Below are 25,213 nucleotides of genomic sequence, written 5' to 3'. Positions count from 1 at the left end.
GCTTTCATGAACCAAGACGATCTCAAGAAACGCGTTGCCCAGGCCGCCAAAGACTATGTCATTGATGCGATGCCCAAGGGGCAGTATTTGGGGATTGGGACGGGCTCAACCGCCAATTGGTTTATTGATCTACTTGCGCCACACTGCGATCATTTTGCGGGAGTCATCTCAAGTTCACTGGCAAGCACGGAGCGCTTGATTAAACTGGGCTTTCATGTGGTGGACGCCAATCAATTACCCGATGACATTGCAAAGCAATCCTACCCCATGCCAATCTATGTGGATGGCGCCGATGAAATTAATCTAGAGGGTCATATGATCAAAGGTGGTGGTGGTGCTTTAACCCGCGAGAAGATCATTGCGAGCATGGCCCAAGACTTTATCTGCATTTGCGATGAGAGCAAACTGGTGCAGCAGCTAGGTCACTTTCCTCTTCCAGTCGAGATTATTCCCTTGGCACAAACGGCGGTTAGTAAGGCGCTTGCCCCACTGGGTGGGCGAGCTCAATTAAGGCTGATCAAATCCGGCAAAGCCGAGGGGCAGCCGTACCTTACCGATAACAAGGCTTGGATCTTAGATATCCATAGCTTATCTATTGAAGATCCAATCGCTCTTGAGGAAGCAATCAATCAAATCCCAGGCGTGATTAGCGTCGGACTCTTTGCCAAACGCAGAGCAGACGCATTGCTTTTGGGTAAAAGGGAAACCGTGGAAACTCTACGTTTTAGCTAAACGCAATTACTGCGAAGGCGGCACATAGCCACTTGCCATATCCGCACCGCCTTCAAAGAAATATTTTTCGACCTGCTTGAGAAGGTATTGGCGGGCTCGGGGATCGGCCATATTGAGGCGGTTCTCATTAATGAGCATGGTCTGGTGCTTCAACCAGTCAGCCCAAGCCTCTTTAGACACCTGATTCCAGATCTTTTTACCTAGATCGCCAGGTAGGGGAGCAAAATCTAAGCCCTCGGCTTCTTTATTAAGCTTAATGCATTGAACCATTCGTGCCATATCAACCTCGATTGAACTAATTCCTTTGATTATAGGCACTCATACCTGAGTCGGTATTGCACCTCTAAATGCGGGGAATTAAATCTTCTTGGTGAGCACCATGGATTTGCGATCCCAGTTGTAGATCTGCTTGCGCTCTTCTGGGAGATCGTCAACGGTGGCGCGCACAAAACCGCGCTTGAGGAACCAGTGCTCTGTACGGGTTGTTAAAACAAATAATTTTTTAATGCCTTCTTGCTTAGCACGCGCTTCAATGCGCTTTAGTAGCCGCTCACCATCACCCGAACCTTGAGAGTTCGGATCGACCACCAGGCAAGCAAGCTCACCCACGCCATTGGGAAACGGAAAGAGGGCGGCGCAACCAAACAAGACCTTATCGTGCTCGATGACCGAGAACCTAGCGATATCGCGCTCGATCACGTCTTGACCGCGCGCAGCCAAAATCCCCTCTGCTTCGAGTGGCAGCGTGAGTTGCAAAATACCACCCACATCGTCTTGCGTTGCTTCACGGAGGTTCTCGATATCGGAGGCGGCTAGCATCATGCCCACGCCATCGTGCGTGAACAACTCTTCGAGCAAAACACCGTCCCGATCGCAGGGCAAGAAATGCGCACGGCTCACACCAGAGCGCACCGCGCGCATGGCCGTGTTCAAGAAGTTGCGCATATTGCTCGGCAGGTCAGGGTAGAGCTGGAGATAGTGCTGCAGTTGGGCAATCGAGAGCTCAGTAACCAGATGACCTTCCTCATCTTGTAATCCTGGGAATGGGGTTAAGAACATGAGCTTATCGGCTTTGAGAGCCGCAGCAGTGGCAGCAGCCACATCTTCAAACGATAAGTTAAACGCCTGACCAGTTGGTGAGAACCCAAGTGGCGAGAGCAATACCAACTTACCGCTATTGAGGGACATCCGAATCGATTCGGAGTCAACCTTACGAACAAGCCCAGTGAGGAGGTAGTCGATACCATCAACCACACCAATCGGCATGGCCGTAATAAAGTTGCCCGAGATCACCGAGATGCGGGATCCCGCCATGGGGGTATTGGGCAAGCCACGACTAAAGGCCGCTTCAATATCCAGACGCAGTTCACCAGCCGCCTCTTTGACACACTCGAGGGCGGGGGCATCGGTAATCCGATAACTGCTCATATGGCCCTTACCAAACTTGCTCTTGATCTTGCGCAAAGACAGCTGCTCATCGATTTGGGGACGAATGCCATGAACCAGGACGATGCGCATGCCCATGGCATGCAACATGGCAATGTCCTCAATCAAGTTCTCGAGTTGATCGAAGTCTTGAGCTAGTTCACCAGCAAATGCAATGACAAAGGTTTTCTCACGAAAGGCGTGGATATAGGGCGCTACCTCGCGTAGCCAGCCAACGAAGGGAAAGTGAGCAGAATGGGAGGAGGATGGAAGCGCGGACATAATGCGAAAATTATAGGGTGCAAGCGCTTAGTTACCAAATAAATCATGGATGCCAATTCCTTAAAACCACGCTCTGGGTTAGACCATGAGCGAGTCGAGCGCGATCGTTTGGCATTCACTGCGGGGTGAACCCATCACCTTCCCAGAGAGTTTGCCGGTCTCTTCGCAGCGCGAGGTAATCGCCAAAGCCTTACTGGCAAGCCCTGTGATCATTGTGTGCGGAGAAACGGGTTCAGGCAAAACTACCCAGCTCCCCAAAATATGCCTGGCCCTGGGTCGAGGCAAAATCCATCAGGGTGGACTAATCGGTCATACGCAGCCACGTCGTATTGCCGCCACAAGTACCGCCAAACGTATTGCCCAAGAGCTGGGTACACCCTTAGGCGAAGACGTGGGCTATCAAGTGCGCTTTGCCGACCACACTAGTAGCCAAGCGTCGATCAAATTAATGACCGACGGGATTTTATTGGCCGAGACCCAGGCTGATCCCCTCCTTAAAAAGTACGACACCATCATCATTGATGAGGCCCATGAGCGCAGCCTTAATATTGATTTCTTATTGGGATACCTAAAGCAACTGATTGCTAAGCGACCCGATCTTAAGCTTATCATCACCTCAGCAACGATCGATGCGCAACGATTTGCCAATCATTTTGCAACTCAAGGCCAAGCCGCTCCGGTGATTGAGGTGAGTGGTCGACTCTTTCCAGTGGAACAACGTTATGCGCCATTGCAAGTTGATGGCCAAAAAGAGGCCCTTGAGATCCCCGAGGCCGTTTGCAAAGCGATTGGCGATGTGTGGCGTGAGGGTGCTGCAGGGGCTGGCGATGTCCTAGTATTCCTGCCTGGTGAGCGGGAGATTCGGGAGTGTGCCGAGGCGCTTAGAAAGGATCCATTTTTACAACAGCGCTTTCATCCAGAGATTCTGAGTCTATTTGCACGGCAAGCGGTGAGCGAGCAAGAGCGAGTGTTCCAAACTGGCAATGGCCGCCGGATTGTGTTGGCCACCAATGTGGCTGAGACCTCGTTGACCGTACCGAACATTCGGTATGTGATTGACTCAGGATTGGCGCGCGTCAAGCGTTACTCCTATCGCAATAAGGTTGAACAGCTTCAAGTGGAACCGATTTCTCAGGCAGCTGCTAATCAACGCGCGGGTCGTTGTGGCCGTGTAGCCGACGGTATCTGCATTCGCCTCTACAGCGAAGAGGATTACCAAGCACGACCTGCATACACCGATCCTGAAATCTTACGTAGCTCACTTGCTGCTGTGATCTTGCGGATGGCCGCGTTGCGCCTACCCAATATTGCGCAGTTTCCATTCATTGATAAACCCTTGGGTCGCGCGATTGTCGATGGCATGCAGCTCTTAGAAGAATTAGGTGCGATTGAGAGTGCCACCGAGCCAGACGTGCAGGGTCAACACCGTGTTCAACTCAGTGCGATTGGCAAGGCCCTAGCCGAGCTCCCCTTAGATCCTCGCATTGGACGCATCTTGCTGGCTGCGCGTGAGCAGCAGGCGCTCAAAGAGCTCACCATTATTGCCTCGGCCATGGCCTGCCAAGACCCGCGCGAGCGACCCATGGAGTTCGCTAGTGCCGCTGATCAAGCCCACTTGCAATTTGCCGATGAGCGTTCTGAGTTTCTGTCGTTCGTGAAACTATGGAACTGGTATCAGGAGGCTCTTAAACACAAGCAAAGCAATCGCCAGTTAGAGAACCAATGCCGCAGCTTCTTTCTCTCACCTAGGCGACTTCGGGAGTGGCGCGATGTGCATGGGCAATTGCATGTCTTGCTCGCGGAGAAAGGTTGGAAAGAGAATCAAACCCCAGCAACCTACGAACAAATCCATACAGCGCTTCTTACTGGTCTGCTGGGCTACATTGGCAAGCGCGATGAAGATGCAAGCGATCAACGGGGCAATAAAGCCGGCGATTATCTCGGGGCTCGGGGTATTCGTTTATTCATTTGGCCCGGATCGAGCCTGGGTAAAAAAGTAGGCGCATGGTTTGTGGCGGGTGAGATCCAAGAGACCACTCGCTTATACGCAAGAACCTTGGCCAAGATCGAGCCTCAATGGATTGAGCGAGTTGCAAAACATCGTCTAGTGAAATCATTGAGTGATCCCTTTTGGGATAAGGAACGCGGCGAGGTCTTAGCCTTTGAGCGCGCCACACTGTATGGCTTGCCTGTCTACCATGGTCGACGAGTGGCCTATGCGCCGCACGATGAAAGCGAGGCGCATGCCTTGTTTATTCAGAAAGCCTTGGTCGAAGGGGAGATGTTTGGTAAGGTCGACACCCCAGCTTTGGAGCGTGAGACCCAAGCGGAAGCAAAACGTCGTTACGGTAAATTATTTGCCTTCTTTTGGCACAACCGTCAGCTAATTCGGGAAGTCGAGGCGCTCGAGCATCGCTCACGCCGTCCTGATGTATTGGTGGACGATGAGTTGCTGTGTGCGTTCTATCGCGAACGAATTCCTGAAAACGTCTATAGTCGTAGCGGTCTTCAAGCCTGGCTTGAGGAAGATCGTGCCAAGCTGGAACAAAAGGACCAGAGTCTGCGTCTCCAGAAATCAGATCTGATGCGCCATGAAGCTGCGGGAATCAGTGCCGACCGCTACCCCAAAACAATTGTTATGAATGGCGTGAGCTTGCAAACCAGTTATCACTTTGAACCTGGTAGTCCTAAAGATGGCATCACCTTAATCGTACCCATCACCGTTTTAAATCAAGTCGATGGGATTCAAGCAGAATGGCTCGTACCAGGCCTCTGTGTTGAGAAAGTCCAGCTACTTCTGAAGTCCTTGCCACAAAAGATCCGCCGTCATTGCATCCCGTTACCAGAGAGTGCTAAACAATTTGTTCAAGAACACTTAGACAACAACAGTTTTGGGAAGGGCGATTTAATCGATCGACTCATGCGTTTTGTTCGCAATCAGAACCCGATAGAGATCAAGCGCACCGACTTTCGACCCGAGACTTTACCAGCCCATTGCTTCATGAACTTTCGTTTGATCGATGAACATGGCCGGCAACTGGAGTTAGAGCGTAATTTAAATCGCTTACGCAGTGAGTATGGCGCGATAGCACGTGACGCTTTCCAGAGCCTTGCTGATGCCAATATAAGAACGGTACAAACGAATCAAGCACAAGGGCTTCCGATTCAGAAGGGCAGTTATCAGGCTTGGGATTTTGGTGAGCTAGCGCTGACCGTCACCATGACTCGTGGGAACCAAACCATCCAGGGCTATCCGGCATTAGTGGATCGTAAGACAGCGGTAGAGCTGGAGGTATTTGATGACCCAGCGGAGGCGAAACGAATTCATCGGCAAGGCTTGCGTCGCTTATACAGCTTGGTCTTAAAAGAGCATACCAAGGCTTTGCATAAACAATTGCCGCATGCGCGTGAAATCGGCTTACTCTTTATCCAAATAGGATCGATTGAGGAGCTCGTTGAGCAGATTGGCATGATGGCTATAGAGCGGGCCATGCTGCAACACCAGCAACCAACCAATCAAGTAGAGTTTGAAGAATCACTAAAACAGGGTAAGCCCCGCCTCATGTTGATTGCTGGTGAGATCGCGAAACACGTGTTAACCAGCCTGCAAGAGTATGCCGAGTTGCATAAGAAATTAATTGCTGCCAAAGCCCTATCCAGTAGTGCCTATGAAGATATGCGCTCGCAATTGCAGGGATTGATTCATGCGCAGTTTGTGAAGCAAACCCCTTATGAGCATTTGGTTCATATACCGCGCTACCTTAAGGCCATTGGGCTAAGAATTGAAAAGCTGCGCAGTAATGCCAGCCGTGATGCCCAAAACCAACGCGATTGGGAATCGGTCGCACGACCTTGGCAGAGGATGATGCAAGAGAGTAAAAGTACCGTTGGCATGAATGATGAGCACGATGCGCGCTTGCGTGAGTTCCGGTGGCAACTCGAAGAGTTACGGGTTGCCTTATTTGCCCAAGAGCTCAAGACCCCCATGCCAATGTCGGTCAAACGACTCGAAAAGGTCTTGGCTAGTTTGCGTTAATAGGCCTAGAGTTATTAGGCCTATGCCTGCAAGGCTCGGCCTTACAATCACGCTATGCAAATTATTCAACGACTCATATTTACTTTATTAGCCTCATTGCTGGGGATTTCAGCTGCGTTTGCCGCCCCCACTGAACCCAAGCTCGCGATCGTGCTGAACTCCGGCGAAGCAACCGTGAGCCTCATCGATATGCAAACCCGCAAGGTCACCAAAACCTTTTACGTTGGCAAGGAGCCGCATCATTTGATGATGACCCCGGATGAGAAAACCCTTCTCGTCGCCAATGCGGTGGGTGACGATATTGCCTTATTGAACCCGCTAAGCGGTGAGATTACAGGGCGGATCCCCAAAATTATTGATCCTTATCAAATTGGTTACTCACCGAACAATAAATGGTTTGTGGCGGCTGCTAATCGTTTAGACCGTGTTGATGTCTATGCTGCGAATAGTGCGGATTTCAAGCTAGCCAAATCAATTCCTGCTGCGAAGACCCCCAGTCATATTGCCTTTACTGCCGATAGCAAATTGGCATTTGTGACCCTGCAAGATTCGGCCGAGGTAGTAGCGATTGATCTGGACAAGCAAGTAATTGTCTGGCGGATGCAAACGGGACCGGTTCCTGCAGGCTTGTGGATGACACCAAATGATCAGTACTTATTGGTGGGGATTACTGGGGCGGATTATGTGCAGGTGATTGATTGGCGGAATCAAAAAGAGATTAAACGCATCAAAACAGGTAACGGAGCACATAACTTTCGACCCATGGGTGACAAAAAGCATGTGTTTGTCACCAATCGTGTAGCAAACTCAATTAGCCTATTAAATATGCAAACCCTTGAGAAGATTGGTGATGTCACGGGATTGCCGGCAGGGCCTGACGATATGGAATTAACCCCGGATGGTAAAACCTTGTGGGTCACCTTGCGTTTCTCAAAACGAGTGGGCGTGATTGATGTGCCCTCGATGAAACTGATTGATGTGATTCCGGTGGGGCGTTCTCCACACGGTGTCTTTTTCTATCCCCGCGCTAAGTGGGAGTAGGGTGTCTGGCATGCGCATGATTCGGTATCCACTCATCACCGCATGCATTCTCTGGAGCCACCTCGTATCTGCTCAAACGAGTACATGTAAAAACACGGCGTATCTCACGTTTGATACTGGCAATATGGCGGTTGCCGAGTACATCGCCCAAGTGCTCAAGCAACAGAACATTAAAGCAACTTTCTTCTTAGCCAATGAGAAAACCAAACAGGGCGGTTATTCATTGGACGATTCATGGAAGGGGTATTGGCAAGCAAGGCTTCAAGAAGGCCATCGTTTTGGTAGTCACACCTACGATCACAGCTATTGGGTCCAAGATGTTGGTGAGAGTGATGTAATGTTAAGACCCCAGTTTGGCAAAAATGCTGGCAAAGCGATTCGTTTTGATCAAGCCCAACTTTGCCACGAAATATCCAAAGTGAGCACGCGTTTTCAGGAGCTCACAGGTAAGCCGATTGATCCCATCTGGCGGGCACCGGGCGGTAAAACTTCACCCCGATTAATTGCCATGGGAGAACGTTGTGGCTATCGTCACATTGCTTGGTCTCCCAGCGGCTTTCTGGGCGATGAGTTGGACTCAAAGCGTTTTCCAAACGCAAAGTTACTAGAGAAGGCTAGTCGAGGCCTCAAGAATGGCGATATTGCCATTGCCCATTTGGGGATTTGGTCCCGCGAAGATCCTTGGGCGCCTGCGGTTCTGGAGCCCCTCATTGAGAACTGGAAGAAACGCGGCTTCTGCTTCGCCTTAATCCCGAATTGACGATAATAGAGGCATGAGCCTGATTCAATCGATTCAAGACGCTTACGCTGATTTGCATACCTGGTTGTATACGCAAATGGTCGAGCCCATTTTGTTCCATACCGGCGCGATGGCATGGGCGGAAGATCTGTTTGACGGTACCGAATGGTTTATGTTGGGTGTGATTCAGATTCTGATCATTGCCATTGTGTTTCGGACCTGGGAGCGAATCAACCCTGCTGAATCTCAGAACAATGCAAGACCGTATGTGCGGACGGATATTCTCTATACCCTGATTCACCGCCTTGGTTTATTCCATGGGATATTCTTCATTTTGTTTTCAAGCCTCTTTTTCTACCTCTCGGGTGTCTTGCACGATTGGCGCTTTGAGCGTTTTAATGTCGAGGGCTGGATCCCCGGTGTAACCACCATACCCATCGTTAGTTTTCTGATCTATTTGGTCATTCTCGATTTCATTGATTACTGGTATCACCGTGCTTCGCATCGCTTTCATTGGTGGTGGCAGTTGCATGCCTTGCACCATAGCCAAACACGCATGACCGCATGGTCCGATGATCGTAATCACATCATCGATGATGCGATGCGTGCATTGGTCTTTGCCTTCTTTGCTTTAATCTTTGGTGTGCCGCCAGGGCAATTTATCTTCTTGGTGGTGGTCGGACAGTTAGTGCAAAGCTGGCAGCATGCCAATCTGAAGATTGATCTTGGGCTCGCAAAGTATCTATTGGTATCGCCCATGTTTCATCGCTATCACCACGCTGTAGGCTATGGCCATGATGCGCCGGGTAAGCCTGGGGTATTGGGTGGTTGTAATTTTGGGGTGTTATTTCCTTGGTGGGATATGGCATTCGGTACGGCCGTGTTTGAGAAGCGCGTCTTTCCAACGGGCGTTCGTAATCTTGAGGTATCAAATAACCTTTTGGTACAGCAATGGCAGGGCCTCACGCACTCCTTGCGTTATTTATTGGATCTGCCTCGGTCAACAGAGACCAAATCCAAATCGATCAGCTAAACAGATGAAGGAGCACGATTGTCTGATTTAATTCGTTCACTGGGTCTGGCATTGGTTGGTACCATGCACCCAAAAATGCTGTGGCTCAGCTTTCGCCCGTTTCTAATCGTGTCGATCTTCTGGGGTGTGGTGATTTGGCTCATTTGGTCGCCTGCACTGGAAATATTGCGGACCTTCTTAACTGCATCGATCTTCACCAGTTGGATTCAATCGGGCCTCGAGTACGTTGGCTTTGATGAAGCACGCGCTTGGATTGCACCCTTGTTCTTAGTCATTCTATTGATCCCAATTATTGCTATAAGCCTCTTGGTCTTTATTGCATTCTCGACCGTTCCTGCCGTGGTTGATTCGGTCGCTAAACAAAAAGCCTACGAAGGAATCATGCGAATCAAGGGCGGCAGCTTGGTTGGCAGCTTCTTTTATACCCTATGGTCCGCACTGATTTGCTTGGCTCTGGTGATGCTGACCCTACCGGTATGGTGGATCCCCCCATTGTTTGCGATTCTGCCACCGCTCTTGTGGGGCTGGTTAACGATGCGTTTGATGGCCTATGATGTTTTACTAGATCACGCAACATCCGAAGAGCGTAATCAATTACTGGAGGAGCATCGCTGGACTCTTTTGGGAATGGGCGTGGTCGCAGGGATGATTGGTGCGGTTCCTACATTCTTTTGGGCCACCTCGGTATTGGCTTTAGTCCTCTTTCCATTTGTATCCTTTGTGGCACTGTGGATCTACTCACTGATCTTTATCTTCTCCGCTCTTTGGTTTAGTCATTTCTTATTGCATGCGCTCAAGCAATTGCGTCAGAAGGAGCAATTGAACACGATTGATACCTCGGCAACTTTGATTGCAAATTCATCAAATCCAGGAGTGATTGATGGCTAAGGAGCGCCGCTTTGGTTTAATCGTCATTGGCGATGAGATTCTGTCGGGCCGCCGCAGTGATAAGCATTTGAGCAAGATGATTGAGTTACTCGGTGAGCGGGGTATGCATTTATCATGGGCTCGTTATGTGGCGGACGACCCCAATCAGATTACCCAAACTCTTAAAGAAACCTTTGCAAGTGGCGATGTGGTCTTCAGTACTGGCGGTATTGGTGCAACACCGGATGACCATACTCGTCAGGCCGCTGCTCGCGCATTAGGGGTTGAACTTGCCTTGCATCCGCAAGCCAAAGAGCTTATTACGGCACGCATTATTGCGAGTGCCGAGGGCGATCCCATGAAAGCCGATCTCAATCGTCCTGAGAACCAACATCGCTTTAAGATGGGTGAGTTTCCAGTGGGTAGCGAGATTATTCCAAATCCGTATAACCAGATTCCGGGATTTCGGATTCGTGAGCACCATTTCTTTCCAGGGTTTCCAGTGATGGCTGCGCCGATGATGGCCTGGTGTTTGGATGAGCACTACCGTGATCATTTTCATCAAACCAACTGGCTTGAGCAAAGTTTTATTGTGCCCAGCGGGATTGAATCCACCTTAACCCCACTCATGGAATCGGTTGAGTCTGAGTTCCAAGGAATTAAAGTGTTTAGTTTGCCTTCGGTGGGCGATCCGATTCGGGGTGGCGTATTTGCTAAGCGGCATATTGAGTTGGGTGTGAAGGGTGATGCGGATATCGTGCCAATGGCCCTTGAAAAGCTCAAATCAGGCACAGCTGACCTTGGTTTTGAGGTCTTTATTCACCAATAAATCATCAATTTTGCACATAATTAGTGCATTAATTACCTAAATCACGATTTATTCACCAAAGTAGTGCAAAATGTCAAAATCGTGCAATCCTGCACGAGTAAAGTTCATTCCATGTATTAAATCGGAATTGGCATGGCTAAAACCATGTTGTTGAAAAACGCTTTATCTATTCATCGAGGAGAGTTGCATGACCAAAACTGTCGCAGACGTAATGAAATTAGTCAAAGAAAAGGAATGTACCTTTGTGGACTTCCGCTTTGTGGATACCAAGGGAAAAGAGCAGCACGTATCGGTTCCCATCTCCGCATTCAATGAAGATAAATTTGAGAGTGGTCATGCGTTCGATGGTTCGTCGATTGCTGGATGGAAGGGTATTGAGGCGTCGGACATGTTACTCATGCCAGATCCAACCGCAGCGTATGTCGATCCCTTCTATGAAGAGCCAACCTTGGTTCTTACCTGTGATGTGATCGAGCCATCCGATGGTAAGGGCTATGATCGCGACCCACGTTCGATTGCTAAGCGCGCTGAAGCGTATTTGAAGAGTTCTGGTTTGGGTGATACGGCTTACTTTGGTCCAGAGCCTGAGTTCTTTGTATTTGATGGCGTGCAGTGGAATGTCGACATGCAGGGCTGCTTCGTAAAGATTAACTCTGAAGAGGCACCATGGTCATCCGGTGCTGATATTGAGGGTGGTAACACGGGCCATCGTCCTGGTAAGAAGGGTGGTTACTTCCCAGTTGCACCTGTTGATACGTTCCAAGACATGCGCTCCGAGATGTGCTTGATTCTGGAGTCTTTGGGTATTCCTGTGGAAGTGCATCACCATGAAGTTGCTGGTCAAGGCCAAAATGAATTAGGTACCAAGTTCAGCACGCTCGTTCAGCGCGCCGATTGGACCATTTGGCAAAAGTATGTCGTCCAGAACGTAGCGCACGCCTATGGCAAGACCGCAACCTTTATGCCAAAGCCAGTGGTTGGTGATAACGGCTCAGGCATGCACGTGCATCAGTCGGTCTGGAAAAACGGTGAGAACCTGTTTGCAGGTAACGGCTACTCGGGATTGTCTGAGTTTGCACTCTATTACATCGGCGGCATCATCAAGCACGCTCGTGCACTCAATGCGATTACCAACCCAGGCACGAACTCCTATAAGCGTTTAGTTCCAGGCTTTGAGGCCCCTGTGAAGTTGGCATACTCAGCACGTAACCGCTCGGCATCGATTCGTATTCCATACGTTGCTAATCCAAAAGGTCGTCGGATTGAGACCCGTTTCCCTGATCCATTAGCAAATCCATACTTGGCATTCTCTGCCTTGTTGATGGCGGGCTTAGATGGTGTACAGAACAAGATTCATCCAGGTGAGGCAGCTGATAAGAACCTCTATGATCTGCCACCTGAAGAAGATGCCAAGATCCCAACCGTGTGCCATAGCTTGGATCAAGCTCTGGAGTGCTTGGATAAGGATCGCGAGTTCTTGACCCGTGGTGGTGTGTTCACAAATTCGATGTTGGATGCTTACATTGATCTGAAGATGGAAGAAGTCACCCGCTTTAGAATGACCACGCATCCGATCGAGTTTGATATGTATTACTCGCTGTAATTATTTGATTGGTTGCGCGCGCTATGTTGCGTAATCCATTAAGTAAAGGGGCGGTTACTGGTGCGCCAGTCGCTGCCCCATTTGTTTCCAGCATGCTCGACCAAATGCCAAACTCGGTATTGGTCTTTGTGGGCGCCACAAAAGATTTAGCCTATGCCAACGCTGCTGCCGAGGCATCCTTGGATTTATCCCGCAAGAGCTTGCAAGGCTTAACCCTGTATGACCTCTTTGGTGATAACCAATCCTTAAATCACATGATTGATGAGGTCTTTGCAGGCCGCGCTGCGGCTCAGCGCCAAGAGTTAGTGTTGTACTCGGTTCCCGGAAAAATCTATCGCGAGCCACTCGCCGTGCATGTGGTGATTGCAATGTTAGAGGATCCAACCCTCATGATGATGGAGTGGTTCCCAATCGATCAACAATTGCGCAGTGAGCGTGACGAGCGCGTCTCGCATCAAGTTGAAGCCAATAAACAACTCATGCGTAATCTTGCGCACGAGATCAAAAATCCCCTCGGTGGTATTCGGGGGGCAGCACAACTGCTGGAGTTTGAGTTACCGGAGAAGGGCTTGCGTGAGTACACCCAAGTCATTATTAAAGAGTCGGATCGCCTGCAAACACTGGTGGATCGCTTACTTGCGCCGCATCGTAAAGCGCATGCGATGGAGCCACTTAATATTCATGAGGTCTTGGAACGCATTCGTAGCCTAGTATTGGCCGAGTTCCCTCAGGGCTTAAAGATTATTCGGAACTACGATACCAGCTTGCCCGATATATTGGGTGATCAAGAGCAGTTGATTCAAGCGGTCCTCAATATTGTGCACAACGCTGCTCAAGCCTTGGCCGATGAGATTCGTCGAGGTACTGCGCAGATTGAATTACGAACCCGCGTGGCGCGCTCAGTCACGATTGCAAAGCAACGCCATCGATTAGCCTTGGATCTGCATGTGATCGATAACGGTCCGGGCATCCCTGATGAGATTCGGGAGCGGATCTTTTTTCCCTTGGTCTCGGGACGCGAGGGCGGCAGTGGTCTGGGTTTAACCCTTGCGCAAACCTTTGTACAGCAGCATCAGGGCTTTATTGCCTGTGAGAGTCGTCCAGGCTATACAGATTTTCATATACAGATTCCTTATCGGAAGCAGGAGATAGCGGCATGAACAAACCAATTTGGATCGTGGATGACGATCAATCCATTCGCTGGGTCCTCGAGAAGGCACTGAGTCGCGAGAAGATCCCGCATCGAAGTTTCAGTAATCCCAATGATGTGCTCAATGCCCTTGAAAAAGAATCCCCTGAGGTATTGATCTCTGATATCCGTATGCCGCGTGGCAATGGGATCGATCTGTTACAGCACGTGAAGGCGAGCCACCCGCATTTGCCGGTCATCATCATGACCGCCTACTCCGATCTGGAGTCGGCGGTTTCATCGTTTCAGAGTGGGGCGTTTGAATACCTTACAAAACCTTTTGATATTGATAAGGCGGTGGAGTTGATTCATCGGGCGGTAAGCGAAGGCAAACGCTCACCAGGTCCCAATAAAGAATCCAATGCCTGGCTTCAAGAGGCCCCAGAGATTATTGGTCAAGCGCCTGCCATGCAAGAGGTCTTTCGAGCCATCGGACGTTTATCCCAGTCGCAAGTCACGGTGCTAATTACGGGTGAGTCTGGAACGGGTAAAGAGCTGGTGGCACACGCACTGCATAAGCACAGCCCACGGGCCAAGGGGCCATTTATTGCCTTGAACACCGCGGCCATTCCCAAAGACCTACTTGAGTCGGAGTTGTTTGGTCATGAGCGGGGAGCATTTACAGGAGCACAAGCCCTGCGGCGTGGACGTTTTGAACAGGCTGAAGGCGGCACACTCTTCTTAGACGAGATTGGTGATATGCCATTTGATCTACAAACCCGACTCTTAAGGGTGTTATCGGATGGGCATTACTACCGTGTGGGTGGGCATGATCCGATTCGGGCCAATGTGCGCATTATTGCAGCGACCCATCAGAACCTTGAGGCACGTGTGGCGCAAGGATTATTCCGGGAAGATCTATTGCATCGCTTAAATGTGATTCGGATCCGTTTGCCCGCACTACGCGAGCGCTCGGAGGACATTCCTACACTTGCACGGCACTTCATGATCTCCAGTGCGAAGTCTTTAGGTGTTGAAGCCAAGCGCCTATCAGATGAGGCTATTAAGGCAATTAGCCAAATGTCCTTTCCCGGAAACGTCCGTCAGCTCGAGAACCTCTGCCATTGGATGACCGTGATGTCACCCTCCACCATTGTTGGGGTTCATGATCTCCCCGAGGATTTGCTGCTATCGGCCAATCCTCCTGCCTCAAGCACAAGCTCATCAATAGCCACTTCAATTCCAAGTCTAGAAGCCAGCATTGGTCAACGGGGCGGGGATTGGGAGAGCAACTTACATCGCTTGGCGGTTAAGATGCTGCAAGAGAACCAAGACGAGGTATTTGATAATCTCTTAGCTAAGTTTGAGCGTTCGGTCTTGAGTGCGGCGCTTGAGGTCACGCGCGGTCGCAAAGTAGAGGCAGCAACCCGTTTAGGGATCGGGCGCAATACCATTACTCGTAAACTGCAAGAGTTGCAGATCGAAGCCTAAGTCGACATCGCTGGCCTTTACAATCCAGTGATGTCTAGTCATTCGAGTATCCGCTTAGCTGCTTGGAACGTTAATTCCATAAAGGTTCGTCTGCCACATGTAATTCAGTGGCTAGAAACTCAAGAAAAAGTACAACGCCCAATCGACGCTTTGTGCCTTCAAGAGCTCAAGCTCACCGATGATAAATACCCTCATCACGAGTTGGAGCAAGCGGGCTACTTAAGCCTCACCAATGGTCAAAAAACCTATAACGGGGTCGCAATTGTGGTGCGCAAAGCCGCGCTCAGTGCCATCAGCACCGATCCCCAAACGACCTTTCTAAAGGTCACCAAGAACATCCCAAATTTCGCAGACGAGCAGCAAAGGATTGTTGCTGCCACAATTTCATTTAAAGAAGCGCAACCGATCCGCATCATTAGTGCCTATATGCCCAACGGGCAAGACCCGGCGAGCGATAAATTTCAGTACAAATTGGCTTGGTTACAAGCCTTACAAACCTGGTTGCGTGATGAGCTGGAAGCATATCCACGCCTAGCTCTGCTGGGGGACTTTAATATTGCGCCAGAGGATCAGGATGTCCATGACCCCAAAGCTTGGGAAGGGCAAAACCTAGTTTCCCCAGAAGAGCGTGAGCAATTTCAGAGACTCATTCAGTTAGGATTGTGCGACTCATTCCGACTGTTTGAGCAAGCCCCAAAATCCTATAGCTGGTGGGACTATCGCATGATGGGATTTCGTCGTAATGCGGGTTTGCGCATTGATCACATACTGCTTAGCAACGCTCTTAAAGAAAAATGCACGGCTAGTACGATTGATAAAACTCCCAGAGGCTGGGAGCAGCCATCGGATCATGCCCCAGTGATTGTGGAGATTGCTAAATAAATTAATGCGCAGTCACTAAGCCACCGTGACGCAATAGCGCATCAATTTGTGGCGGACGCCCCCGAAACGCCGCAAATGACTCAGCAGCCGGACGACTACCGCCCACCTCCAAAATCTCTTGACGATACCGAATGCCAGTCTCTGGATCTAAGACCGTACCCTTAATCTTGGCGGCTTCCTCAAATGCTGCATAGACGTCGGCTGATAAAACCTCAGCCCATTTATAGCTGTAATAGCCTGCCGCATAACCGCCCGCAAAGATATGACTAAAGGTATTTGGCCAGCGCGAGATCGATGCTTGGGGGATCACGTGGTATTCGTTATTGATCGATCGGGCCAGATCTAAGACCGCCTGACCTTGTGCAGAGTTCGCATCAAAGCGCGAATGTAAACGCCAATCGGTTAAGGAGAACACCAGCTGACGCATGGTGGTTAAGCCATTTTGGAAGTTCTTGGCGGCCAGCATTTTGTCAAATAAGGATCGGGGTAAGGACTCGCCCGTATCAATATGAGCGGTCATGCCCTGCAGTACTTCCCACTCCCAGCAGAAGTTCTCCATAAATTGGCTGGGTAATTCAACGGCGTCCCATTCAACACCATTAATGCCAGAGACACCCAATGCGCTCACTTGTGTAAGGAGATGGTGAAGGCCATGACCGCTTTCATGAAAGAGGGTAATGACATCATCATGGGTAATGGTGGGCGGTTTCATCTGGCCATTGACCTCAACCGGTGCAGCAAAGTTACAAACTAGGTATGCGACCGGAGCTTGCACTTCACCATTACTGAACACACGACGGCCGCGCGCATCATCCATCCATGCGCCACCCCGTTTACCAGGACGCGCATAGGGATCTAGATAAAAGTAAGCAATGGTTTGCTGCTGACCATTTAGGATCTCAAACGACTGAACGCTAGGATGCCACGTGGGCAGTGATGCAGGGCGGATACTAACTGAGAATAGGGTCTGGATTACCTTAAACAATCCCTCTAAAACTTTTGGCAGAGGAAAGTACTGTTTGAGTTCATTCTCAGAGAACGCATAACGCGCTTGCTTGAGCCTCTCGGATACAAAGGCCATATCCCATGGCTCAATTTCTTGAAGGTCTAAGGACTTCCTTCCAAACTCTTGCAGCTCTAACCAATCCTTTTGTGCAAATGGCTTAGCGCGTTGGGCGAAGTCGCTTAAGAAGGAGTCGACCTCAGCCACATCGCGCGCCATCTTGGGGGCTAAGCTGAGCGCCGCATAGTTTGCAAAACCGAGCATCCGGGCTTCTTCATCCCGCAGGCGCAATTGATCGATCATGTTTTGGGTGTTATCCCACTCCAATTGACCACGAACAAATTGCGGAGCTAACTCAGAGGCACGAGTGACGTATGCCTCATACATGAGACGCCGCAGTGAGCGATTCTCAGCATACTGTTGGACTGGGTAATAGGATGGAAAGTGCAGGGTAAACGCCCAACCTTCCAACCCCTTTTGTTTAGCGGTATCAGCCGCTGCCGCAATCACATCCTCAGGCAGTCCAGCTAGATCGTCGATCGAGGTCACCACATGCACAAAGGCATCGGTGGCATCAAGCACGTGATCTGAGAATGCTTTGGCCAAAATCGCCTGCTCATCCTGAATCTGGGCAAAGCGTGGCTTATCAGCATCGGGTAGCTCAGCACCTCCTAAACGAAAGTCGCGTAAGGAGTTCTCAATCACTTTCTTTTGATCAACACTAAGAGCTTCAAATGAGGAGTTATTTCTTAACTCTTTATAACGCTGGTAGAGGGCTAAGTTTTGACCAAGACTGGCAAAGAAGGCGGTGACCTTGGGCAACATCGCACCATAGGCTGCACGAAGTTCTGGGGTATCAGCGACCGCATTGAGGTGCGATACCACGCCCCATGAACGACCCAATTGCTCAGTAGCATCTTCAAGAGGTTCCACCAAATCCAGCCAGGTTGCAGGGGTTTTTGCATCCACCGCCTTAGCGACCGCACTCTCGCAAACACTCAGCAAGTGCTCAATGGCTGGAGCAATCTGCTCTGGGCGCACGGCATCGTATTGGGCAATGCCCCGACCAAAGGATAAAAGGGGATTTTGGGAATCGAGGGAGGGGGGATTGATTGGAGCATTCATGGGGATAGCTTACCCGAATGCAGAAAAACCGGTATTCCCCTAAACAACAATTAACTAAGCTTACTCACCGGCTTAGTACTGCGCTCAACTGCCTCTAGGGTGTTCATGAGGAGCATGGTGATGGTCATGGGGCCAACGCCACCGGGTACAGGGGTAATCCAGCCCGCTACATACTTGGCGGTATCAAAATCCACATCGCCACAGAGCTTGCCATCAGGTAGGCGATTAATGCCTACATCGATTACTACGGCGCCGGGTTTAATCATATTGCCCGTAATCATTTTGGGCTTACCCGTTGCAACCACGAGGATATCCGCCTCTTTAGTGTGTGCACTGAGATCTTTGGTCTTGCTGTTGCAAATCGTGACCGTGGCACCTGCTTGGAGTAGAAGCATTGCCATAGGCTTGCCGACAATATTGGATGCTCCAATCACGACCGCGCGCGCACCGCGCAGGGGGTATTCAATGCTCTCGAGCATCTTCATACAGCCATACGGCGTACAGGGCTTAAAGAGTGGGGCGCCGACCATGAGGGCGCCAGCATTGGCCACATGAAAGCCATCCACATCTTTCTCGGAGGCAATTGCCTCTAAAACACGATCAGCAGCGATGTGCTTGGGCAAGGGTAATTGCACCAAGATCCCATGAATACTAGGATCGGCATTGAGGGTTGCAATCCGGGCCAGGAGTTGGGCCTCATCAAGCTCGGCGGGGTAGCGCTCCAGCACCGAATGAAATCCTACATCCTCACAGGCTTTCACTTTATTGCGGACATAGACTTGGCTCGCAGGATCATCTCCCACCACAATCACAGCTAATCCGGGCCGGACACCTTTGGCGGTCAGAATGGCCGAGCGGGTTGCAATCTCTGCCCGAAGTTTTTTCGAGAGAAGATTGCCGTCAATCAGTTGGGCTGGCATCGCGCTTACTCGAATGATTAAGAGAGTGCTAGACGCAGCAGGTCTGCCACGGTATTGACGTTGAGCTTCTCCATGATGTTGGCACGATGTGCTTCAACTGTCTTAATGGAGATACTCAGATCATCGGCAATTTGTTTATTTAGACGACCCGCCACAATGCGCTCCAAAACCTGCCGCTCACGACCGGTGAGTTTGCTCAAGAGACTCTGGGTGTTCTTGCGTTGATCGGCCTGTGCAAAATCAACGCGTGCCTTGGTCAGCATCCGCTCAACTAGCGCACACAGTTCATTTTCTTTAAAGGGCTTTTCAATAAAGTCAACCGCACCACGCTTCATGGTGGATACCGCCATCGAGACATCACCGTGGCCGGTGATGAACGAGATTGGCATTGGTAAGTTCTCGGTGATGAGACGCTCTTGGAGTTCCAGGCCCGACATGCCGGGCATGCGCACATCCAAGATCAGGCAGGAGATCGTTGACTTATCGGTATTTTGGAGAGACTGTAAGAAGCGCTCCGCACTTGCATGGCAACGGACGGTATAGCCATTACTCTCCAGTAGCCATGTCAGGGAGTCGCGTACTGCCTCATCGTCGTCAACCACATAAACGACTTCAGCCTGGGTTGTTTTCGGTGGATTGCTCATGTTCATTGCTATTTCCTATTGACGTCTTTGTTATTTGACTGGATTCCAACGGTAACAGAATTGTAAAGGTGCAGCCGACTAAGCGGGTGTGCTCAGTATCCATATGGTTCTTGGCCCACAGCCTACCATGGTGGGACTCGATGATGGAGCGGCAAATATTAAGGCCCATGCCCATACCGTCGGATTTAGTACTGAAGAAGGGCTCAAACATGCGATTAATCACGGACTCGGGAATGCCAGCCCCAGCGTCAGTCACCCGAATCCGTAGCATGCTGGGGAATGTGCTGGTCTCAAGGTCAGCGCTAATCTTTACTGGTGGGGCCGACCAGCGTGAAGAGAGGGGGTAGACCTCGCGCAGACTATCTAAGGAGTTTTTCAGGAGGTTGACCAAGACCTGCTGAATCAGCACAGGGTCAAGTTCCACCTGCGGAATGTCAGGAGCAATCTCAGCAACAATTTTGAGGCGGTGTCGATTTGCTTCAATCTCCACAAGGCCAACAGAGTCGGCAATGATGTCACCAATGTTGCATAACTTACTTTGCGGCTCGCTGCGCTTTACAAAGCTTCGAATGCGCGAAATGATGGTTCCTGCCCGATGGGCTTGATCACTCGCCTTTTCTAGTGCAGGGACTAGCTCATTGGAGAGTGGGTTTTGAGTGCTCGACAGTCGCTTGGCAATTCCCATGCAATAGTTCGAGATGGCAGAGAGCGGCTGGTTGAGCTCATGTGCGAGCGAGGAAGCCATCTCACCCATGGTGGTAAGACGACTTGTAAATTGCATACGCTCCTCTTGCTGCCGTGCAAGTTCCTCGGTGTTCTTACGCAGCGTGATATCCGTAGCAATAAGTAACTGTGCCAAGTGACCATCTACCCACGAAATATAACGACGCCGCACCTCATACCAATGGGTTGTATCACCGCGCAACTGAATCTCCTCCGATTCAATCTCATTGGATTGCTTTAAGGCAGAGGCAGGCAAGCCTGCTAAGGCATCGACGTTATCGCCTTCAAAATGAAAGATGGAGGATGGATCCATTTCATGGCCGGTTAGGTCAATATGCCCCTTGGCAGTATCACCAAAGCGCTCGCGGTAATAGCGATTGGCAAAGAGGAGTTCGCCAGTTTCGATGGAGACCACCGATACCGCGGCATCCAAGCCTTCAAGGACCGTTACAAAGCGTTCTTGGGTTGCGGTTAACTCTTCCCGGATCTTTTTGGGTTCTGAGATATCAATTACCGATGTCACCCAACCGGTTTGTTGGCCCTTATCGTTAATTAATGGAGCGATAAAGGTGCGAGTTGCAATCCGGGTTCCATTCTTGCGCTGAATCGTACCTTCGATCCCGCTCTTGACGTTACCCTCAAGTGCACCAGCCATTTTTTGCATCAACTCTTCGTGGAGCTCGGCTGGCCAGAATGGGAAGGGTGGCTTTAATCCAAGTAACTCCTCTTGAGCCCAGCCGGTCATTTCTGAGAATGAGCGATTGACATAGGTAATGCGTTTCTCCATATCATGCGCCCGAATCCCAACCGGCATGGAGTCTTCCAGCACCTTACGAAAGCTACTCTCAGTGCGTAAGTTGGCTTCGGTGAGTTGACGCACTTGCATCTGTTTTAGAACCGACCATAAGCTCCAGACCACAAAGGCGGATAAGCCAATCACAACACCCAGCAGCATCCGAAAGGTGAGGTCGGTTGGTGGCGGATAGGTATCCACGCGCAACATGATGTTGGGGCCGAGCACTCCAAAATCGAGGCTGGTCTCATTACTGAGTGAGCGCGTCGGTGTGTCACGATCGGATGAGATGGCGAGTACCCGATTATCTTTACCAATTAAGGAGTAGCGGTGCTGGCTCTTTAGCTCAGGTGGAATAATGTATTGCAAGATCCCCTGGCTCGAGTACATCACTGCGAGTGCGCCCGTGGCTTCTCCATCCTTGAAAATTGAAATGACCTCCCAAAAAACCGATTGACGCTCACTCATCATTGGGTCGTCTTTAGGAACAGTGATACTGATCACCTGACTGTAAGCGGGTCGATTGGTCTCACGACTTAAGAACAGAGCTTTCTTTAGCTCTCGATCAATATCAGTTGCTTGGGGCACGATATCAAACCACTCATGATTGCGAGCAGGGGGAGGGACCATCCATTGCCGCCACTCGTTATCGTTTAACCAGATGAGCTGCAATATCTCGGGGTTGCCTAAGACAAAAGACTCGATTTGAGCTAAGACCTTGTCACGTGCCACGCGATCATTTTGGGTTTGGGCGAGATCCCGACTAAAGGATTGCAAGGTTTCACTGTTATTGATAAAGCGCAGCTGAATCCGTTGCTTCACCAAACTTAGTTCACGAAAGAGGGAACCCTCTTGTTGTTGGCGCTCTTGAACTTGCAGTGTTCCGAGAATGATGGCCATCACCACCAAAAAGATCACAATCGCCATCAGTGGCGTATAGACCAGGCGCGAACCAATAAAGCGCCGGATCGAAGGCATCCGTTTAAATGCTTCGTAGAGCTTTACCTGCAGGGAGTTCCCAGTTGCCAATCCAAGGGTCTTTCTAATTAGAGGAAGTTCCTAATATAAAGGGCTTTGCACTGCAATATTATTCCATATAGTGATAAAGATTACCGGAATGTGGAAAATTAATTGTCACAATCGTCACCTATTCTTAGAATATTAGCCATAGGGGGACACAATCCCTCGTCACAGATTAAAACGGAGGCAAACCATGGCAGCTGTACCCGAGCAAGTGGCAGGTCAAATGAATCAATCGGATGTTGATCCAATTGAAACCAAAGAGTGGTTAGAAGCACTCGATGGCGTGATAAAGCATGAAGGCACTGATCGTGCTGCGTATCTCATTGATCAACAGATTGCACACGCCCGAGTGAATGGTGTTGATCAACCCTTTCATGCAGAAACACCCTATATCAATACGATCCCGGTAGAGATCCAAGCGCGGATTCCGGGGGATCAAAACATCGAACATCGAATTCGATCATTTACTCGATGGAATGCCATGGCGATGGTATTGCGTGCCAATAAGAACACGAACGTTGGTGGGCATATCTCTTCCTTCCAATCGGCCGCCACTCTATATGACGTTGGTTACAACCACTTCTGGCATGCGCCTTCCGAACAGCATGGCGGCGATTTAATCTTTGTTCAAGGCCACTCGGCACCCGGTGTATATGCGCGTGCCTATATGTTGGGCCGCCTAAGCGATGAGCAACTTAATAATTTCCGCCAAGAGGTGGATGGCAAAGGGATCTCAAGTTATCCCCATCCATGGTTAATGCCTGACTTCTGGCAGTTCCCCACGGTATCGATGGGCCTAGGTCCCATCATGGCCATTTATCAAGCACGCTTTATGCGTTACCTCGAGGATCGTGGTTTTGCCAAGACCGAAGGTCGCAAAGTGTGGGCCTTCCTAGGCGATGGTGAAACCGACGAGCCCGAGTCGCTTGGTGCCATCGGTATGGCGGGCCGCGAGAAACTCGACAATCTCATTTTTGTGGTGAACTGCAACCTGCAGCGCTTAGATGGACCGGTTCGTGGTAACGGCAAGATTATTCAGGAGCTTGAAAGTGAGTTTCGAGGCGCTGGTTGGAATGTCATCAAAGTGGTTTGGGGTGGTCATTGGGATGCACTCTTTGCTCGCGATAAGAATGGCATCTTGATGCAACGTTTAGGTGAGATAGTGGATGGTGAGTACCAGACCATGAAAGCCAAAAATGGCGCCTATGTGCGTGAGAAGGTATTTAATACTCCAGAACTAAAAGCCTTGGTGGCTGACTGGAGTGATGAGGATATTTGGAACCTGAATCGCGGTGGCCATGATCCTCATAAAGTCTATGCCGCATTTCAGTCAGCGGTGAGCCATCGCGGTCAGCCGACTGTGATTCTGGCCAAAACCATTAAAGGCTATGGCATGGGTGGCTCAGGTGAGGGTATGAACATTGCTCACCAAGCCAAGAAAATGAGCCATGACGATGTGGTGCGCTTTAGGGATCGCTTTGAGATTCCGGTAAGCGATGATCAATTGGCTGATATGCCTTTTGTAAAGTTCCCTGAGGGTAGCCCTGAACTGGAATATATGCGCTCACGTCGCATGGAGCTGGGTGGTTATCTGCCACAGCGCCGTGCAAAGGCTGAGAGCTTGCCAGTCCCTGCACTCGATGCCTTCGCACCGCTCTTAGAGGCAACGACCGAAGGCCGTGAGATCTCAACTACGATGGCCTTTGTACGCTTACTAAATACAGTCGTGCGCGATAAGACCATTGGTCGCCGAGTTGTACCCATCGTACCTGACGAGTCGCGTACCTTTGGTATGGAAGGCATGTTCCGCCAACTTGGCATCTGGAATCAACTCGGACAGCTTTACACCCCAGAAGATCACGATCAGTTGATGTTCTACAAAGAAGATAAAGCTGGACAAATTCTGCAAGAGGGTATTAACGAAGCGGGTGGCATGTGCGACTGGATTGCAGCCGCGACATCGTATTCCACCCACGGGGTGCCGATGTTGCCGTTCTACATTTTCTATTCCATGTTCGGTTTCCAACGGATTGGTGATTTGGCATGGGCTGCCGGGGATATGCGCAGTCGCGGATTCCTTCTTGGTGGTACTGCCGGTCGCACGACTCTGAACGGTGAAGGCTTGCAACACGAGGATGGCCATAGTCAGATCTGGGCGTCAGCGGTTCCGAACTGTGTGAGCTATGACCCAACATTTGCATTTGAGTTAGCGGTTGTGATTCAGGATGGAATGCGTCGTATGCTGACCGAGCAAGAGGATGTCTATTACTACATCACCTTAATGAATGAGAACTACGCTCACCCAGCGATGCCCAAGGGTGCTGAGCAAGACATCATTAAAGGAATGTACAAGTTGCAATCGATCGGTGATGCAAAAAATCCATTGCGCGTTCAATTGCTCGGCAGTGGCACCATCTTCCGCGAAGTGATTGCTGCGGCAGAACTGTTAAACCAGGATTGGGGAATTGCCTCGGATCTATGGGGTTGCCCCAGCATGAACGAGCTTGGGCGGGATTGGAATCAAATTAATCGCAGTAATTTACTCAACCCAACTGCCACCCCCAAGCTATCGCATGTCGAGCGCTTACTAAAAGATCATCAGGGTCCAGTCATTGCTGCCACCGACTACATGCGTATGTTTGCAGAGCAAATACGCCCAGCGATTCAGAACCTGGGTCGTCGTTATGAGGTGTTGGGAACCGATGGCTTTGGTCGTTCGGATACTCGCGAGCAACTGCGTCACTTCTTTGAGGTGGATCGTCGCTGGGTTACGGTCGCCGCACTGAAGTCCTTGGCCGATGATGGGAAGATTGATCGCAGTAAGGTTGCACAAGCGCTCACCAAGTACCAAATTGATCCCAATAAACCTAATCCCATGAAGATGTAAGGCCAT

18 protein-coding genes are annotated in these 25,213 nt (G+C 50.3%); 12 read left to right on the top strand and 6 right to left on the bottom strand.

Going from position 1 to position 25,213, the window contains the following annotated elements; all coding sequences use genetic code 11:
• Nucleotides 1-6 precede the first annotated feature (6 nt).
• Nucleotides 7-732 carry a ribose-5-phosphate isomerase RpiA gene (rpiA, locus tag AOC32_RS05440; protein ID WP_108508504.1) on the top strand — a complete coding sequence of 242 codons (726 nt, stop codon included), beginning with the start codon at nt 7-9 and terminating at the stop codon, nt 730-732.
• 6 nt (nt 733-738) lie between these two features.
• Here rpiA and AOC32_RS05435 read toward each other — a convergent pair whose 3' ends face one another.
• Together AOC32_RS05435 and argA are read right to left on the bottom strand one after the other, a co-directional pair.
• Nucleotides 739-1,011, bottom strand: coding sequence for an oxidative damage protection protein (locus AOC32_RS05435; protein ID WP_108508503.1), 273 nt, complete (start codon nt 1,009-1,011; stop codon nt 739-741).
• Between the two features lie 78 nt (nt 1,012-1,089).
• Nucleotides 1,090-2,439: an amino-acid N-acetyltransferase gene (argA, locus tag AOC32_RS05430; RefSeq protein ID WP_108508502.1), complete on the bottom strand. Its 1,350-nt coding sequence runs from the start codon at nt 2,437-2,439 to the stop codon at nt 1,090-1,092.
• Nucleotides 2,440-2,524: 85 nt separating this feature from the next.
• Between argA and hrpA the strand changes: the two genes are divergently transcribed.
• The 10 genes from hrpA (at nt 2,525) to xth (ending at nt 16,089) form a co-directional block, all read left to right on the top strand.
• A complete protein-coding gene (gene hrpA, locus AOC32_RS05425) occupies nt 2,525-6,475 on the top strand; it encodes an ATP-dependent RNA helicase HrpA (RefSeq protein ID WP_108508501.1) in 3,951 nt (1,316 codons plus the stop codon).
• Between the two features lie 54 nt (nt 6,476-6,529).
• Nucleotides 6,530-7,516 (top strand): YVTN family beta-propeller repeat protein, encoded by a 987-nt coding sequence (locus AOC32_RS05420; protein WP_108508500.1) that lies wholly within the window; start codon nt 6,530-6,532, stop codon nt 7,514-7,516.
• Between the two features lie 10 nt (nt 7,517-7,526).
• Nucleotides 7,527-8,276, top strand: coding sequence for a polysaccharide deacetylase family protein (locus AOC32_RS05415; protein ID WP_108508499.1), 750 nt, complete (start codon nt 7,527-7,529; stop codon nt 8,274-8,276).
• A gap of 19 nt (nt 8,277-8,295) precedes the next feature.
• On the top strand, nt 8,296-9,288 hold the full coding sequence (locus AOC32_RS05410; protein WP_407675554.1) for a sterol desaturase family protein: 993 nt from the start codon (nt 8,296-8,298) through the stop codon (nt 9,286-9,288).
• Nucleotides 9,289-9,306: 18 nt separating this feature from the next.
• The gene (locus AOC32_RS05405) at nt 9,307-10,176 is read left to right on the top strand and encodes an EI24 domain-containing protein (RefSeq protein ID WP_234409704.1); all 870 of its coding nucleotides are present in this window, start codon (nt 9,307-9,309) and stop codon (nt 10,174-10,176) included.
• Nucleotides 10,169-10,984, top strand: coding sequence for a competence/damage-inducible protein A (locus AOC32_RS05400; RefSeq protein ID WP_108508497.1), 816 nt, complete (start codon nt 10,169-10,171; stop codon nt 10,982-10,984). Before AOC32_RS05405 ends, AOC32_RS05400 begins: the two co-directional genes overlap by 8 nt.
• A 187-nt stretch (nt 10,985-11,171) precedes the next feature.
• Nucleotides 11,172-12,587, top strand: a complete 1,416-nt coding sequence (glnA, locus tag AOC32_RS05395) for a type I glutamate--ammonia ligase (protein ID WP_108508496.1) — start codon at nt 11,172-11,174, stop codon at nt 12,585-12,587.
• Nucleotides 12,588-12,610: 23 nt separating this feature from the next.
• Nucleotides 12,611-13,747, top strand: a complete 1,137-nt coding sequence (gene glnL / locus AOC32_RS05390; RefSeq protein ID WP_108508495.1) for a nitrogen regulation protein NR(II) — start codon at nt 12,611-12,613, stop codon at nt 13,745-13,747.
• On the top strand, nt 13,744-15,207 hold the full coding sequence (gene ntrC, locus AOC32_RS05385; protein ID WP_108508494.1) for a nitrogen regulation protein NR(I): 1,464 nt from the start codon (nt 13,744-13,746) through the stop codon (nt 15,205-15,207). Before glnL ends, ntrC begins: the two co-directional genes overlap by 4 nt.
• Nucleotides 15,208-15,237: 30 nt before the next feature.
• Complete coding sequence (gene xth, locus AOC32_RS05380; protein WP_108508493.1) at nt 15,238-16,089, top strand: exodeoxyribonuclease III; 852 nt, start codon at nt 15,238-15,240, stop codon at nt 16,087-16,089.
• Nucleotide 16,090: 1 nt separating this feature from the next.
• Here the strand turns inward: xth and AOC32_RS05375 are convergent, their stop codons facing one another.
• Genes AOC32_RS05375 through AOC32_RS05360 form a run of 4 tightly spaced genes read right to left on the bottom strand, consistent with a single transcriptional unit; the run spans nt 16,091 to nt 22,326 of the window.
• Nucleotides 16,091-18,217 carry a M3 family metallopeptidase gene (locus AOC32_RS05375; RefSeq protein ID WP_108508492.1) on the bottom strand — a complete coding sequence of 709 codons (2,127 nt, stop codon included), beginning with the start codon at nt 18,215-18,217 and terminating at the stop codon, nt 16,091-16,093.
• Nucleotides 18,218-18,267: 50 nt separating this feature from the next.
• Entirely contained in the window at nt 18,268-19,137 is an 870-nt protein-coding gene (gene folD, locus AOC32_RS05370) for a bifunctional methylenetetrahydrofolate dehydrogenase/methenyltetrahydrofolate cyclohydrolase FolD (protein ID WP_108508491.1), read from the bottom strand.
• Between the two features lie 17 nt (nt 19,138-19,154).
• On the bottom strand, nt 19,155-19,787 hold the full coding sequence (locus AOC32_RS05365) for a response regulator transcription factor (protein ID WP_108508490.1): 633 nt from the start codon (nt 19,785-19,787) through the stop codon (nt 19,155-19,157).
• Complete coding sequence (locus AOC32_RS05360; protein WP_234409703.1) at nt 19,750-22,326, bottom strand: PAS domain-containing sensor histidine kinase; 2,577 nt, start codon at nt 22,324-22,326, stop codon at nt 19,750-19,752. The genes AOC32_RS05365 and AOC32_RS05360 overlap by 38 nt, the downstream gene beginning before the upstream one ends.
• Before the next feature lie 184 nt (nt 22,327-22,510).
• Between AOC32_RS05360 and aceE the strand changes: the two genes are divergently transcribed.
• Nucleotides 22,511-25,207, top strand: a complete 2,697-nt coding sequence (aceE, locus tag AOC32_RS05355) for a pyruvate dehydrogenase (acetyl-transferring), homodimeric type (protein WP_108508489.1) — start codon at nt 22,511-22,513, stop codon at nt 25,205-25,207.
• Nucleotides 25,208-25,213: the final 6 nt, after the last annotated feature.

This window comes from Polynucleobacter acidiphobus, assembly GCF_003065385.1.
Taxonomy (GTDB): domain Bacteria; phylum Pseudomonadota; class Gammaproteobacteria; order Burkholderiales; family Burkholderiaceae; genus Polynucleobacter; species Polynucleobacter acidiphobus.
Note: the sequence above shows the minus strand (reverse complement) of the source record. Positions and strands in the feature narration are given on the sequence as shown.

Bases quoted from the DNA above. Each gene is read 5' to 3' on its own strand.
- aceE (WP_108508489.1), top strand. From the start codon at position 22,511: ATGGCAGCTGTACCCGAGCAAGTGGCAGGTCAAATGAATCAATCGGAT.
- AOC32_RS05375 (WP_108508492.1), bottom strand. From the start codon at position 18,217: ATGAATGCTCCAATCAATCCCCCCTCCCTCGATTCCCAAAATCCCCTT.
- argA (WP_108508502.1), bottom strand. From the start codon at position 2,439: ATGTCCGCGCTTCCATCCTCCTCCCATTCTGCTCACTTTCCCTTCGTT.
- AOC32_RS05420 (WP_108508500.1), top strand. From the start codon at position 6,530: ATGCAAATTATTCAACGACTCATATTTACTTTATTAGCCTCATTGCTG.
- glnL (WP_108508495.1), top strand. From the start codon at position 12,611: ATGTTGCGTAATCCATTAAGTAAAGGGGCGGTTACTGGTGCGCCAGTC.
- AOC32_RS05435 (WP_108508503.1), bottom strand. From the start codon at position 1,011: ATGGCACGAATGGTTCAATGCATTAAGCTTAATAAAGAAGCCGAGGGC.
- AOC32_RS05400 (WP_108508497.1), top strand. From the start codon at position 10,169: ATGGCTAAGGAGCGCCGCTTTGGTTTAATCGTCATTGGCGATGAGATT.
- ntrC (WP_108508494.1), top strand. From the start codon at position 13,744: ATGAACAAACCAATTTGGATCGTGGATGACGATCAATCCATTCGCTGG.
- rpiA (WP_108508504.1), top strand. From the start codon at position 7: ATGAACCAAGACGATCTCAAGAAACGCGTTGCCCAGGCCGCCAAAGAC.
- AOC32_RS05365 (WP_108508490.1), bottom strand. From the start codon at position 19,787: ATGAACATGAGCAATCCACCGAAAACAACCCAGGCTGAAGTCGTTTAT.
- xth (WP_108508493.1), top strand. From the start codon at position 15,238: ATGTCTAGTCATTCGAGTATCCGCTTAGCTGCTTGGAACGTTAATTCC.
- glnA (WP_108508496.1), top strand. From the start codon at position 11,172: ATGACCAAAACTGTCGCAGACGTAATGAAATTAGTCAAAGAAAAGGAA.
- AOC32_RS05415 (WP_108508499.1), top strand. From the start codon at position 7,527: ATGCGCATGATTCGGTATCCACTCATCACCGCATGCATTCTCTGGAGC.
- hrpA (WP_108508501.1), top strand. From the start codon at position 2,525: ATGAGCGAGTCGAGCGCGATCGTTTGGCATTCACTGCGGGGTGAACCC.
- folD (WP_108508491.1), bottom strand. From the start codon at position 19,137: ATGCCAGCCCAACTGATTGACGGCAATCTTCTCTCGAAAAAACTTCGG.